Source organism: Cyclobacterium sp. 1_MG-2023, from assembly GCF_030546805.1.
GTDB lineage: Bacteria > Bacteroidota > Bacteroidia > Cytophagales > Cyclobacteriaceae > Cyclobacterium.
The window spans coordinates 279,860-294,115 of record NZ_JAUOPC010000006.1 but is presented as its reverse complement, the minus strand read 5'-3'; the positions used below and the strand labels follow the sequence as shown (position 1 = coordinate 294,115).

General features: G+C 39.8%; 15 protein-coding genes. 6 read left to right on the top strand and 9 right to left on the bottom strand.

The annotated features are described in order from the left end of the window. Positions 1-19: 19 nt before the first annotated feature. The 3 genes from Q4534_RS11965 to Q4534_RS11955 are packed head-to-tail and all read right to left on the bottom strand — an operon-like array spanning position 20 to position 1,599. Positions 20-610: an aminodeoxychorismate/anthranilate synthase component II gene (locus tag Q4534_RS11965; RefSeq protein WP_303613410.1), complete on the bottom strand. Its 591-nt coding sequence runs from the start codon at positions 608-610 to the stop codon at positions 20-22. Further along, positions 594-1,139 (bottom strand): CvpA family protein, encoded by a 546-nt coding sequence (locus Q4534_RS11960; RefSeq protein WP_303613409.1) that lies wholly within the window; start codon positions 1,137-1,139, stop codon positions 594-596. Before Q4534_RS11960 ends, Q4534_RS11965 begins: the two co-directional genes overlap by 17 nt. 7 nt (positions 1,140-1,146) lie before the next feature. Continuing rightward, positions 1,147-1,599, bottom strand: coding sequence for a GatB/YqeY domain-containing protein (locus Q4534_RS11955; protein ID WP_303613408.1), 453 nt, complete (start codon positions 1,597-1,599; stop codon positions 1,147-1,149). A 146-nt stretch (positions 1,600-1,745) separates the two neighbouring features. Here Q4534_RS11955 and Q4534_RS11950 point away from each other — a divergent pair, with 146 nt between their 5' ends. Together Q4534_RS11950 and Q4534_RS11945 are read left to right on the top strand one after the other, a co-directional pair. Further along, positions 1,746-2,462 carry a pyridoxine 5'-phosphate synthase gene (locus Q4534_RS11950; RefSeq protein ID WP_303613407.1) on the top strand — a complete coding sequence of 239 codons (717 nt, stop codon included), beginning with the start codon at positions 1,746-1,748 and terminating at the stop codon, positions 2,460-2,462. Between the two features lie 12 nt (positions 2,463-2,474). Continuing rightward, a complete protein-coding gene (locus tag Q4534_RS11945; protein WP_303613406.1) occupies positions 2,475-3,236 on the top strand; it encodes an alpha/beta fold hydrolase in 762 nt (253 codons plus the stop codon). A gap of 559 nt (positions 3,237-3,795) precedes the next feature. Here Q4534_RS11945 and Q4534_RS11940 read toward each other — a convergent pair. Continuing rightward, entirely contained in the window at positions 3,796-4,245 is a 450-nt protein-coding gene (locus Q4534_RS11940; RefSeq protein WP_303613405.1) for a transposase, read from the bottom strand. Between the two features lie 499 nt (positions 4,246-4,744). Further along, on the bottom strand, positions 4,745-4,966 hold the full coding sequence (locus Q4534_RS11935) for a DUF2905 domain-containing protein (protein ID WP_040417196.1): 222 nt from the start codon (positions 4,964-4,966) through the stop codon (positions 4,745-4,747). 24 nt (positions 4,967-4,990) lie between these two features. Here Q4534_RS11935 and Q4534_RS11930 point away from each other — a divergent pair, with 24 nt between their 5' ends. Further along, positions 4,991-5,704, top strand: coding sequence for an SAM-dependent methyltransferase (locus tag Q4534_RS11930; RefSeq protein ID WP_303613404.1), 714 nt, complete (start codon positions 4,991-4,993; stop codon positions 5,702-5,704). A gap of 56 nt (positions 5,705-5,760) precedes the next feature. Here the strand turns inward: Q4534_RS11930 and Q4534_RS11925 are convergent, their stop codons facing one another. Both Q4534_RS11925 and Q4534_RS11920 read right to left on the bottom strand, forming a co-directional pair. After that, positions 5,761-6,924 (bottom strand): 6-bladed beta-propeller, encoded by a 1,164-nt coding sequence (locus Q4534_RS11925; RefSeq protein ID WP_303613403.1) that lies wholly within the window; start codon positions 6,922-6,924, stop codon positions 5,761-5,763. Then, positions 6,921-8,057 carry a 6-bladed beta-propeller gene (locus tag Q4534_RS11920; protein WP_303613402.1) on the bottom strand — a complete coding sequence of 379 codons (1,137 nt, stop codon included), beginning with the start codon at positions 8,055-8,057 and terminating at the stop codon, positions 6,921-6,923. The genes Q4534_RS11925 and Q4534_RS11920 overlap by 4 nt, the downstream gene beginning before the upstream one ends. A 512-nt stretch (positions 8,058-8,569) precedes the next feature. Here Q4534_RS11920 and Q4534_RS11915 point away from each other — a divergent pair. From Q4534_RS11915 to Q4534_RS11905, 3 genes are read left to right on the top strand one after another with little or no spacing between them, the layout of a single operon-like run. Beyond that, the gene (locus tag Q4534_RS11915; RefSeq protein ID WP_303613401.1) at positions 8,570-9,310 is read left to right on the top strand and encodes a (Fe-S)-binding protein; all 741 of its coding nucleotides are present in this window, start codon (positions 8,570-8,572) and stop codon (positions 9,308-9,310) included. Position 9,311: 1 nt separating this feature from the next. Further along, positions 9,312-10,688 carry a lactate utilization protein B gene (locus tag Q4534_RS11910; RefSeq protein ID WP_303613400.1) on the top strand — a complete coding sequence of 459 codons (1,377 nt, stop codon included), beginning with the start codon at positions 9,312-9,314 and terminating at the stop codon, positions 10,686-10,688. Further along, a complete protein-coding gene (locus Q4534_RS11905) occupies positions 10,685-11,266 on the top strand; it encodes an LUD domain-containing protein (protein ID WP_303613399.1) in 582 nt (193 codons plus the stop codon). Before Q4534_RS11910 ends, Q4534_RS11905 begins: the two co-directional genes overlap by 4 nt. A 107-nt stretch (positions 11,267-11,373) precedes the next feature. On the opposite strand, the gene Q4534_RS11900 is transcribed toward Q4534_RS11905, so the two are convergent. Beyond that, positions 11,374-12,906 (bottom strand): arylsulfatase, encoded by a 1,533-nt coding sequence (locus Q4534_RS11900; protein WP_303613398.1) that lies wholly within the window; start codon positions 12,904-12,906, stop codon positions 11,374-11,376. A 365-nt stretch (positions 12,907-13,271) separates the two neighbouring features. Further along, entirely contained in the window at positions 13,272-14,234 is a 963-nt protein-coding gene (locus Q4534_RS11895) for a sugar phosphate isomerase/epimerase (RefSeq protein WP_303613397.1), read from the bottom strand. Between the last annotated feature and the right edge of the window lie 22 nt (positions 14,235-14,256).

Genomic DNA, 14,256 nt, shown 5'->3' with positions numbered 1-14,256 from the left:
AATTATCGCTAAACAAGCATCAATAATGAATTTGAGGGACTTTCAATTCATTTATTAAATTTACCCAATTTAGGATCAACTGCTCACCATATTCAGTTAGATGAGCCTCCGGATGAAATTGAATCCCTACAATAGGCAAGTATCGGTGGGAAAAAGACATCACTGCCCCATTCTCCTCTTCAAGAATAACCTCCAAACTATCGGGAAGATCCTCCAATTCCAAGGAATGATAACGGGTTACCTTAAATCGTCCCGGAATATTTTTTAATATTTCATGCTTCTTTCTCTGGGAAACAATAGAAATTTTGCCATGCATGGGCCAAGGGCTCTTAACCAATTTGGCGCCAAAAAATGTACCTATGGCCTGATGCCCCAGACAAATACCCAAAACAGGTACCTTATCATAATAATAGGCCAAAATTTCCATTAAGTTGCCTGCTTTATCGGGTGTTTCCGGCCCCGGTGATATCACCAAAGCAGAAAAGGTAAAGCTGTGCACTTCAGCCAAACTTACATCGTTTCGCAAAACGGTTACCTGCTCTCCCGTTCTTCTAAAATAATCTGCTAGAATATGAGCAAAAGAATCGAAGTTATCAATTAACAAAATCACCGGAAGAGCTATTTACGAGTTCTTTGATAGTAGCAATGGCCGTATCGATTATAGGAGTATAGTCATCCAATACTGCAACCATGGTAGGGGCTACAGGTACTATAATCGGATAGATTACTGCATCTTTTTTCATTTCGGAAGGCACTTGAAATTCAAAGGAGTTGGCCACCCAAATCAAAAGGCTGATCATAATACTCCATTTGAAAATACCTAAAATGGCTCCTGCAAAGCTATCAAAAGTTCCGAGGATGGTAAGATCCAAGGCTTTTTTGACAAGGTAAGCCAATATCCGAATGGAAACAGTTACCGCCAGAAAGATCAATACAAAAGCCACGAAGGGCAACATAAAGGTCAAGCTTTCCACCTTATCTGTAAGTAGCTCCGCGCCCCAATTCATAAAGCGAAAAGCCAGAATTATACCTACAAAAAAAGCCAGGATAGACAAAAGTCCAATAAAAAGCCCCTGACGGTAGCCACTAAAGGCTCCAACAGCCAGCATGCCCAATATGATAATGTCTATCGTGCTCAAATTATCCTTAAGGGTTTAATAAAGATTTCACTTTTTGAGAAATGGCTTTTCCATCTGCCTTACCGGCTAATTTTTTTGTTGCCATTCCCATTACTTTTCCCATGTCCTTAGGTCCTGATGCACCTGTTTGGCTGATGATGGCCTCCAACTCTGCCGTCAATTCTTCTTCACTAAGCTGCTTGGGAAGAAATTCGCTGATCACTTCCAGTTCCGTAATCTCCAATTTGGCAAGGTCTTTCCTGTCCTGCTTCTCAAATATTTCTATAGAATCTCTTCTTTGCTTGGCAGCTTTGGTCAGGATTTGTAACTCTTCAGCATCCGAAAGCCCGGTTTCATTTCCTGTTTTAGTTTCTTCAAGCATGATCATAGACTTGATAGCGCGCAATCCACGCAACCTGTCTTTGTCCTTAGCTAGCATTGCTTGTTTGATTTCTTTTTCTATGTTGGTTTTTAAGCTCATGACTTATATTTATATGACTTGTTTAGTTTAAAACTGATCCTATCCTTAAAACGGACATAAAAATTAAAAACGTCTTATTCCCATCGGTATTTTCGATGTTCACGCAATATATTTAATTTAGCGCAAAATTAGCTGATATTTGGAACATGACGAAATTAAGTGTAAACATAAATAAAATTGCCACCCTTAGAAATGCCCGCGGCCATAATAATCCCGATCTGGTTCAGGTAGCATTAGATGCAGAGCGGTTTGGTGCCCAAGGTATAACTGTTCACCCAAGACCTGACGAAAGACATATCAGGTATAACGATGTATTTGCACTAAAAGATCAAGTCACTACGGAATTTAATATTGAAGGCTATCCGGACAAAAGGTACATGGAGATCATCAGACTGGCCAAACCAGCTCAGGCCACACTCGTACCGGACCCACCGGAGGCCATTACCTCCAATACCGGATGGGACACCATCCAACACAAAGAGATGCTCAAAGACCTTATTTCAGAACTTCACAGTTATGGGGTAAGGACTTCCATTTTCATCAATCCGGAAAGTAAATACTTTGAACCTGCCAAAGAAACAGGAACTGACAGGGTGGAATTGTATACGGAACCTTACGCAAGTACTTATCACAAAGACAAAGTAAAGGCTGTTGCTCCTTATTTAGAGGTAGCGGCCCTGGCCAGAGAACTAGGCCTGGGATTGAATGCAGGCCATGACTTGGATTTACACAATTTGAAATTTTTAAAGGAGCAAATTCCTTACTTGGATGAAGTTTCCATAGGACATGCCCTTATCTGTGATGCCCTGTACTATGGTCTTGAAAATACCATTCAGATGTACCGCAGACAATTGGAAGAATAAAACCAAACCAATATGACATTAAACTTTAGAAAAACAGGCACTGGAAAGCCTTTGGTAATCCTGCATGGGCTTTTTGGTTCTGCTGACAACTGGATGAGCATTGCTAAAGGATTGGAAGAGAATTATACACTCTACCTACTGGACCAGCGCAACCATGGCGATTCCCCACACAGTGATACCTGGAATTATAAAGCCATGGCAGCAGACCTAAAAGAATTTATGGAGGCTGAAGGTTTGCAAAAAGCCAGTTTTCTAGGGCATTCTATGGGAGGAAAAACGGTGATGAAATTTGCCTTAACTTACCCTGAAATGGTGGAGAAATTAGTGGTAGCAGATATTGCCCCAAGGCCTTACCCGGTCCATCACCAGACCATATTGGAGGCCCTCAATGCAGTGGATACTAAATCTCTCTCCTCCAGAAAAGAAGCTGAAGACAAATTGGCCGAATATATCCCTGAACGTGGCATTCGCCAATTTTTGCTTAAAAATTTGACCAGAAAAGAGGGAGCGTTTGAATGGAAAATCAATCTACCAATCATCACCAAGCAAATCGAAAATGTAGGCGAGGAAATAACTGCTGACAAGCCTTTTGTCGGCCCTGCACTCTTTATGGGAGGAGCCAATTCAGACTATATCAAAAGCAGTGATAAGGAAGAAATAGCAACTCTTTTCCCTGACAATCACATTATCCATATCAAAAACACCGGCCACTGGCTACATGCAGAGCAGCCCGAAGCGGTGATCGCTACCCTAAAAACTTTTCTTGGGAGTTGAGACCGGAAACTTTATTACAATTTGAATAATTCCGAGGTAAATGGTTAGGGAGCTTGTACATTGATTAACACCTTTAGGTATTAGCTCCCTTTTTTGTTCAATCCTAATAAATAATTCATCCTGTCCACGGCTAAAAGCCCTGGCTATTATTGGTTAATCCCTTCAGGCTTTCTGAGATCCATTCCTATTTCTTTCCTAATATCAAGCTTAATCAAAAATATAATCTAACTATTTCTAGGCATTTAAATAAGGTTTAGCGTATACCTGAAAATATAAAAAAGTTCCTTAACGATTAGGTTCAACCCTTTTCAGGGTTGAGAAATAACTAATTCGCCATTTCCACGAGTTCCACCCGTGGCTATTATTGGTGAAGCCCTTCAGGCTTCTTTCGGTAAATTCCTTTTTTCAATTCTGAATCACCATTTACAGAATGTGTAACAAATCATTGTCGTTCTCCTGGCCTGAAGGGCCTGAACAACAATAACCGTGGGTGCCCAACTCACGGGCTCGGAACTAGCACCCAAAACCTCAACCCTGAATGGGGTTGAACAATAGCGTACTATCCTAGAAGATATCGCTCATCAAACTCCACTCCGTTTTCTTTAAGCAAACGTTTGTACTCTTCCGTAAATGATTCTTTCAGGTGGTGATTTCTTTGGTTTTTAATATAGGAAACTATGTGATCCTTATCACGAAAAGAACAAGTAAACGATCCATACCCTTTACCCCACGAATCCCATAATGGGCAGTTTTTTTGTTGCTTCATCCACATACTGCTAGCAACTTTAACACTTTTGATAAAACTCGATAAGGATATTGTAAGGTTTAAATCAGTCAATAGATGGATATGGTTTCCTATCCCGTTTATCTGATAGAGGTTGCAGTCACTATTCTTTACAACTCCCCAAATATATTTATAGAGGGCTTCGCAATGTTGGTCTGGAATAGTCGACTTTCTATCCTTGGTGCTTATTACCGAATGGTAGAGAATTTGCCTATAACTGCTCATAAAAATTTTGGGTTTGGGTCTATCTTAAAGTTACAAAGTTTTTTCTTTAACAAAAGATGTTCAACCCACTTCGGGGTTGGGAAAAAACTATTACATCCTGTCCACGGGTTTCACCCGTGGTTATTGTTGTTGAAGCCCTTCAGGCTTCTTACGTTCCTCTTAGAAATTACTTTTTTTCTCAAACAAATTGGGAATTGGTAATGTATTGTCATTATTTACAATCATTTAAAAGGCTTAATAAATCATGCTAATTTCACCAAACCAAAAAAAGGTAATTAGCCCTAAAACCCACAGGCCTGAAGGGCCTGAACTATAATAGCCGTGGGTGGCAACCCACGGGCCAGAAATCACCCCACTAATTCCCAACCCCGAAGCGGGTTGAACATTACCCAAGTAAGCGAGTAAAAAATGATGATAAATAATAGTAGTACAATAGATCTCTTAACGCTTTCATACAAAAACGATCCTTTATAGCTTTATCACAAAGCACCCATAAACCTTAACCCCCAAATTTCCTCCACAAATACAGCAATAGAGTCAACAATAAACTGAGCAGTATACTGGTACCCAAGGGAAAATAAAAGGTGAAATTTTCTTTTTTAAAAACCATATCGCCAGGCAAACCCTTAAAACCGGGAAATTTAGGCAGGAACCAGAGCAGCAATCCTGCAATCAGTAACAGCAGTCCGATAAAAATAAGTACTTTTGCTAAAGAAGGCATTCCATTTTCCATAATCCAAAAATAATGAAAGCTAAGGGAATATTATACCTGATACCTAATGTATTGGTACTTGAAACAGGCCAGGACATCATGGCACCGGTGGTCAAAAACGTAATTGCAGCTACCTCCCATTACCTGGTGGAAGATTTTAGAACCGCTCGCAGGTATATCAGTAGCCTCAAACTAGGGGTGAACCTGGAAGAGGTACACTTGGAAAAACTGGATAAAAAAACGCCTGAAAAACACCTAAAGAAATTGCTTGACCCTTTATTTAATGGGCATGATGTAGGCATCATTTCTGAAGCCGGCTGTCCGGGTATTGCTGATCCGGGGGCCAACGCCGTGGCCTTGGCACATAAATTAGGCATTAAAGTGGTTCCCTTACCGGGACCTTCTTCTATGTTTATGGCCTTGATGGGCTCAGGTTTTAATGGACAATCCTTTACCTTCAACGGATATTTACCCATAGACCGAAAAGAACGGGTACAAGCGATCAAAGCCTTAGAGGCCAAATCGATCAGGGAAAACACCACCCAAATGTTTATGGAAACGCCTTTCAGAAACAACCGGATGTTGGAAGATCTACTGGCCAACCTGAGCAATAATACCTTGCTTTGCATTGCAAGCAATATTACGGGTGCAGATGAAATGATTCAGACCAAAAAAGTTTCTGACTGGCGCAAAAAACATCCGGACCTTCATAAAATACCGGCTGTTTTTCTGATCTATCATTCCTAAAGATGTGTGGCCTAAATAATGTCGGAATTCTTACAGTAAAGATCCATATACTTAATTCACTCTTCTTCTAGTCTGTATTTGATAAGAATAGGGTTTCCCGAATCTAGGTCACCGGATAGTACTCCGCCATTTTCTTTTATAAGTTCATCTCGAATTTCTTTTGGAAGCTTGTCCCAGTCTTCGTAGTTCAGGTAACCAAAAAACCAGTCTTCGGTTCCATAAAGAGGCCCCTGCAAATTCACATTGCCCAACCAGTTTCCTGACAATGGAAAATGGACAAGCCTCATTGTACGTTTATTATAATAGGAAACATACTTTTGTTCTTCAGAATTGGCAAAGCCCTCCTCACTCCACATCCATTGAAAGCTCAGGTATTTATCATTTTCAACAAGATTTGCTGCATTAAATACATATGGGTTTTCCATAATAAACTTTCTCATATCCATTAATGGCAGTTTCTTGACCTTTTCGTCCAGGCGATTTGCACCGAAATTTAATAGATAGGCCGGCTCAATCTTTTCTTCCGAAATTTTGTAAATGGTATCTGTCCAAGCATGGAGAAAACTTACTTCCCCATCATGCTTAGAAAACTCTATGGGAATTTGGTAAGCATCGGTACTACCTATATCGGTTACCCCTTGAATAGTAGAAGTTGAATCCTTATTACCCAAAACACTGATAAAGTCCGTTTCTTCCGATCCAAAAGACCTACCATCCATATGAAAAGCGGTAAAATCTTGGTTGAGCGGAAAAAAATTGACCACCTGCTCCTCAAACGGGATTGGTTTTTCGTGCTTATAATTGCCTTCCAAATCAAATACAAGGATTTTCTTTTGGATTTTATCCAAAATCTGCAGCGATTCATTAAATAGAACCAAGTCAAATGGTTTGGAGAATTTACCTTCTCCATCTCCTATACTGTTAATCTTGAATAGGAATTTTCCGGTAATAGAGAAGCATAATACACTTTTTGCGATCTCTTTATCAAGTATATAGATTTTATCCTTTTCCACTATCAACTTGTCAATGGCCCCAACTAAGGACAAATCATTGAATTCCAAAGGTATAAGTTCAAATTTATTTAAATCATAAGCCGTTTGGATTGCTTCCGGTTCTATTTTCAGCTCCACCGGTGTTGTCACAACTTCCTTCTTGACCGACTCACTACAGGAAGCACTAAAAAGTAGTACGCCAATGGCAATGCACAAAGTCCTTTTCATAGATCTTCATTTAATTTTACTTTCAATAATACAGGGTAATCAAAATCTTCTTCGGGCAAACCATCTACAGAGAATGTATCCGGAAATTTTTGGGCATGCTTTGCTAATATGGACCGGTAGGTTAGAAAAAGTACTTGTTCGTCACTATTGATGCCAATGGGATAATAGAAAAGCATATCATCGTCTCTGTCTGCTTTTAGTTTGTAAATCTCTTTTCCTTTTTTAAACAAAATGTATTTGGATACGGTCCTACCTTTTTGCACCACAATATCTATAACCATTAAACTTCCTTGCTGAAAAGCAGCCTTAAAAGTTGCAAAACCATCTTCATTGATCTTTCCAAAGCTATCCATAAGGTCCACCTCCCAAAAATTGGACGGTAAATTATAAGTGCCAAAGTCGGCATTCAGTACTTGCTTAAGGCTATCTCCTTGGTGCAAGTATAAATTTGGATTGAATATTTCAAGCATTAACACCCCCTGATCAGATGGGAAAAAATTTCGTTCTGTCATAGGTAGCATTTTGTTTTCATAGTCGTTTTTCAAAAAGCGGTGCTGAATATTTCCTTCAGCATCTGTTTGAATTACCCGATGACTGACAAATGGCAGGTTATAACTTCCCTGAAATAGAAAACTTCCCTCTTTTAACCTAGCGAAAGAATTGGCACCATAATCCAATTCAAATAATTCACTTAAGTCTCCATCCTTAGATACTTTATATACTTTGGCTTTATCTTTAAAAGGAGAAAGCACCATCACCTCCTCTGCTTCCCCAAATTCAAAGTCCCTCAGAGATTGGATAGTCCCAGGCCCTTCCCCTACCTGGGCTATTGCCCTCAGATAATTTCCTTTACCATCAAATAGGTGAAGTTTATCACTTTTGGTTTCATCCATTACAGCTATAAGATTGTCTGAAAATTTTATTCGCAGGTCCATGCTCATAAGGTTGTCCTCCCTTGTTTCAAGGGCAGTCATACCCTGTACGGTAAAATCTTGAAAAGACAAGGTAGGATAATCATCAGGTGCTATAGAAACATTTACTATTTCTTCTTCGGAAGGAGGCTTGGAACAAGCAAGCATTGAAAAAAAAATAAATATTTCAATCGATAATACAATAGGATTGGGTTTATTCATATTGTTGATTTATGATAGGAGTACAAGAAAATAATTAACCTAACTTTCCCAATACCATCAAACCACTTAAAATCATAGCTCGATTTAGATACATCTTTGCGGCAGAATGCTCAAAACTCACTGTTAATGAAAAAGTCAGGATTCAATTTATATAATTAATTTAGTAGTTACAAGTGTCTTCGAAATTATTAGTTTATAATCAAATAAAGATTATTTTTTCTGAGAATAAATTGTCTTCTGAATCAATTAATCCTTATCAGCACAGTGCAGGATGGAGGTGGGGAGAATCCTTGCTAAGTTTATTGTTTGATGTAAGTTTGGATGGGGTTTCGGATCACCAATGACTTGCCTTTGTTGGACAAAATTTAGCAATGGCATGATTTAATTATTATGGGCCCTTACCATATTTTAAGTTTTAGGAATGGGACTAAAACTTTTGATGCTTATATTTATAAAATGGAGCCAACAAAGGCCTCATGTATTTTGTTAATTATCCAAGAATAACCGCACTGATGAAAGTTGGATTATTTATACCATGTTATGTAGATCAATTTTACCCTCAGGTAGCCATTGCCAGCCTTGAGCTCTTAGAAAGCGCAGGAGTAGATGTGGATTATCCCCTAAAACAAACTTGTTGTGGTCAGCCTATGGCCAATTCAGGCTATCAGGATTATGGAGAGGGTGCAGCCGATTTATTTCGAAAGAACTTTAGTGGATTTGATTATGTGGTCTGTCCATCCGGCAGTTGTACCCTACATACCAAAGACCATATTTATTCGGGCAAAGACAATGAGCCAAAAGTCTATGAACTTTGTGAATTTCTTACCGATGTATTAAAAATAAAAAACCTCAAAGCAAATTTTCCATATAAGGTAGGCATTCATGCAAGTTGTCATGGGCTTAGAGGCCTAAATCTTGCCAAGCCTTCAGAAATAATGGGGGTTGAATTTAATAAACCCAAACAATTGCTAGAAATGGTAAATGGCATTGAACTGGTAAACCTTACCAGGAAAGATGAATGTTGCGGTTTTGGAGGAACGTTTGCTGTTTTTGAAGAGGCGGTCTCAGTAAGTATGGGAAAAGACCGAATCAAAGACCATGAGGAACAGGGCGTTCAGGTAATTACGGGAGCGGATATGTCCTGCTTGATGCACTTGGAGGGAATCCTTCGGCGGGAAAATAGTCCAGTAAAGGTCATGCACATTGCCGAAATCCTCAATGGCCAAGTACCAAAAACCCAAAACCAGAAGTAAAATGAAGACGACACCAACCCATGCAGCTGCAGCAGAAGCGTTTCTAAAGGACGGGGAACGCAGTCATTGGCACGATGATACATTATGGCACGTACGTAGCAAAAGAGATGTAGCTGCCCAGAAAATTCCAGAATGGGAAAATTTAAGAAATAATGCTTCTCAAATTAAGGATTATGTGCTTTCAAACTTAGATAATTTATTGTTACAGTTTGAAAAAAATGCTTCTGAAAACGGCATTGAAGTACTATGGGCTAAAGACGCTGATGAACACAATCAGCATGTATTGCGTATTCTGGAGGAAAATCAGGTCAAGAACTTAGTAAAAAGTAAATCCATTCTCACCGAAGAATGCGGCCTCAATCATTTCCTAGAAGACAAAGGATATGATGTAGTGGATACGGATCTTGGAGAAAGAATCATACAATTTAACAAACAGGTTCCAAGTCACATAGTGATGCCTGCCATTCACCTAAAGAAGAAAGAGATTGGTGACATTTTTCACGAACACCTGGGAACAGAAGCCGGTGCAGATGATCCGGCTTACCTCACTGAAGCAGCTAGACAACATTTAAGGCAAAAATTTATTCAAGCCAAGGCAGCCATTACAGGAGTGAACTTTGGAATCGCTGAAACCGGCGGGTTTGTGGTTTGTACCAATGAAGGCAACGCGGATATGGGAACACATCTGGCAGATTTGCACATCGCTTGCATGGGTATAGAAAAACTCATCCCCAGAGCCGCAGACCTCGGTGTATTTCTCCGGCTTCTGGCAAGAAGTGCCACTGGACAAAGCATCACAAATTATACTTCCCACTTTCACCGCCCTAGGGAAGGTAAAAAAATGTACCTAATCTTGGTGGACAATGGTAGAACCGACCAATTGGGTAGAGAGGATTTCAGAAATTCCCTTAAATGTATTCGTTGTGGGGCCTGTATGAATACTTGCCCTATTTACCGTAGAAGTAGTGGCTTTAGCTATGGCTCCACGGTTCCGGGGCCTATTGGGTCCATTCTCTCTCCGGGTATGGACTTGAAAAAGCACAGCACTTTGCCATTTGCCTCCACCCTTTGTGGCTCTTGTACAGATGTTTGTCCGGTAAAAATAAATATTCACGAGCAACTGTACAAATGGCGACAGGTAATCACCAAGGAAGGGCCATCCCAACCTTCCAAAAAATGGGCCATGCGTTTTGGAGGAAATGTAATGTCAAAGCCAAAACTATTTGACATGATGGGTAAAATGGCCAGAAAATCCCTGACCATAAGTCCCAGAGGATTTATTTACAATAGCTTCAATGCATGGGGCAAACACCGAGAATTACCGGAAGTGCCCAAAGAAAGTTTCAAGGACTGGTACCGAAAAAACAGGAAGCAATGAACAGTAGCAAAGAAGCCATAATAGCGGCTATAAAAAAGAACAAACCTGGTAAGCTTCCATTGCCGGAGCACCCTAAGTTTCCCTATGAAAACAACCTGATCGAACAATTTCAGGCCAGTATAAAATTGAATGGTGGATTGGCCAAATCAGGTGAAGGAATAGACCAAATACAGCAATACCTGAATGAAAAATTTACCTCCGACCAACAGGTTTTGTCATTGGTAGATGGAATTTCAGGAAATTTTGAAATAGGAAAAGTTAAAGATCCCCATGAATTGGAGGACATTGAAGTAGCCATATTGGAAGGAGATTGGGGTGTGGTAGAAAATGCTGCCATATGGCTTCCCGAGGAAAAAATCATTCACAGAGCTTTGCCATTTATTGCCCAACATCTGATCGTTTTGCTTAAAGTGGAAAATCTCTTGGGAAATATGCATGAGGTTTACCAAAAGATCAATGTAGCTGATCCGGGATATGGCGTGTTTGTAGCAGGCCCATCCAAGACTGCGGATATTGAACAATCACTTATCATAGGCGCCCACGGACCTAGGAGCATGGTGGTTTATTTGATGGAGTGATTATTAAATTCCAGGAATTAACCCTATTGATATCTATTATTGTGAAATAATCAGGCGGATTGCGATATAAGGCAATCCGCTTGATTTTGTTTTATGCCTTGTATAAATCAAGGAATATTATTTGAAATTATGGCAGGGGTGGATTCATAATGCATGGCCAATTCTTTGACTTTTTCAGGCATGGTATCCGCTAAATTCACAAGCTCAGATGGATCTTTGGTCATGTTATACAGTTCCCATGGTCCCCCATTCATCCTAACAATTTTATAGTCGCCACTTCTAAACATTCTGAACTTATTTATTCCGGAAACAAAGTATTCAGGTTCCTGCCGTTGCTGACCCATAAATACAGGCAATAAGGAACTTCCATGCAAAGGAAGGGTTGGATGCCCCTGAATTGAATCCGGATATTGGATATTTAACAAGTCCAAAAAGGTAGGGGCAATGTCAACCACATGCCCTACTTGATCGGTAATGGTATTGGGAGCTATTTTTCTTGGCCAATGGACGATAAAAGAAGTATGGCTTCCACCCTCTAGACCTGACTGCTTGTGTTGCCTAAAAGGTGTATTGCCCAACATTGCCCAATTGGTGCGCAAACTCCAATAGGAATCTGCTGGACCGGGTGCTACATCTTTTACCTTATTGGTATAGAAGGGGCATGAACCATTGTCATTGAGGTACATGATGATGGTATTTTCCAATTTACCATTGTCCTCCAGTTTCTTCAGTATCCTTCCTATGTTCTGATCCATCCTATCAATTATTGCAGCAAAAACAGACATTTCTAGGTCAAGGGAATCTTTTTTTTCAGCAGACAAACTGTCCCAGGCATAATAATCGGTATAATCCGGTAACAAGGGTCCCCGAGACTTGTTCAAGTTGTTTTCAGGAGGACTGAGTTTAGCACCATTGGGGAGCACACCTATTTTTTGCATGTTTTCAAAACGTTCTTTTCTAAGTACATCCCAACCCTTAAGGTATTTTCCTCGGTATTTGTCAATATCTTCAGGTCGGGCCTGAAGGGGGTAGTGGGCAGCATGGTAAGGCAGATAAAGAAAGAAAGGGTCCTCTTTTTCAAAGGCTTCATCTAGCCAATTCAAAGCATAATCGGTAATAAAGTCCGTTTTGTACATAGGACTTTGTTCATGTTCTATTTCCTCCGCTTTTATTTCTTTTCCTTCCAGGTAAAATGGTTTTTCAAACTCTCCGGATGGAGGTAGAAAGTACTCTGTGGTGGCCCAGAAATAAAAGGAATGATCAAAAACATTTTCAGCTTTACAATACTCCGGCACCCAAGCGTCGAAATGCTCTTTTCCACTCATTATATTATGATAGCCTGCTTCTTTGGTAAGGTTGGCAATATGAACTGCTCCCTCTCCCCCGGTATACAAACCTGTAAGCATGGTTGATCGGGTGGGATTGCATTTGGCCATGTTATAGAAAGTGGTAAACCTTAAACCTCCCTCTGCAAGCCGATCTATATTTGGGGTTTGAATTTCTCCCCCATAGGCCCCTATATCTGAATATCCTATGTCATCACCCATTATCAAGACAATATTTGGCAAAGGGGTTTCTTTTTCAGCACAAGAAATTGTAATTCCTGTAAATAGAAAACACGTTATAATCCTATATATCATGATGTGCAATTTATCTGTCTTAATCCAAAACAATGATAAAAAATTCAGAAAACAAGCAATACTGAATAGGCTAATATAATAAATTAACCAAATATATATTCGGAATTTTTCCATAAAGAAAAATTTTAAATGATCGGTATATTAGATTATCAAAATTTAATCTACCTAAAAAGCCATACAGACTAGATTTGAAAAGCTAAGGCAAAAAAATTCCCCTGAATCCATAAATCAGGGGAATATATAACAATGTTCACTGTGTGAGGGAAAAATCTGCCTGGATTAAAATTTCCGAATAAAATAGCCACAAAGGGACTGATTTTTAAGTCGGTTTTACCCGGTAATAGAAGACCTATTTACAATTTAGATTAGACAGAAAAAGAACTTCTAAGTGCTTTCTCAGCAGCCTCCAGCTCTTCACGAACTTCTACTATGCTTTCCCATATACGTCCTTGCTCTCCATGTTCAATCCCACAATACCCATGGTAACCTGCCTTGAGAACAATTGAAAGCATTTTTTCATAATCCAACTGAGACTGATTGCCTTTTCCATCCCAAACCGTAGGTTTTACACTTACTCCTTTGGCATAAGGCATCAACTGTTTCACTCCTTTATAAGAATCATAGCTAAGGGTTTTTTCTCCTTCATTTCTATACATCAAGAAATTGCCAAAATCCGGAAGTGTGCCGGCTCTTGGATGGTCGGCTGCTTTCATTACGCCGGAAAGCCACTTGGCATCACTGGAAAACCCACCATGATTTTCAATCATTACATTAATATCCATGGTATCTGCAAACTCACAAAGGCTTCGCAAGCCATCAGCTACAAGTTTCTGTGATTCGGCAAAGTCCTTTTTATCTGCACTGTATCTAGTAAAAGAATATCCATTTACTCGGATAGAGTGACAACCAAGAAACTTAGCTGCTTCTACCCATTTTTTGTGGTTCTCCACCGTCTGCATACGCTCTGCCTGATCTCTGGCACCCAATTTTCCTTCATTGTCGCACATGATCAAAACTGAAGTAACACCCTCTCCTTCTGCCCGGGTTTTCATTTCTTTCAAGTAAGCCGTATCCTTGGCTTTGTCCATAAAAAACTGGTTCACATATTCTACTGCTGAAATCCCGTGCTTTTTGGCAAGTACGGCAAAATCCAAATTGTCCATCTTTTTATTGAATAGCAATCTGTTGACAGACCATTGGGCCAATGAAATTTTAAATAATTCCTTGCGAGGAGCCATAGAAATGGCCTGCCCTCCAAGGCCTAAACCCAAAATGGCTGTCGCCAATCCGGTCTTTTTGATAAAGTCTCTTCTGTTACTGTTATGCATGGAAAATAGTTTTTTAAAATGT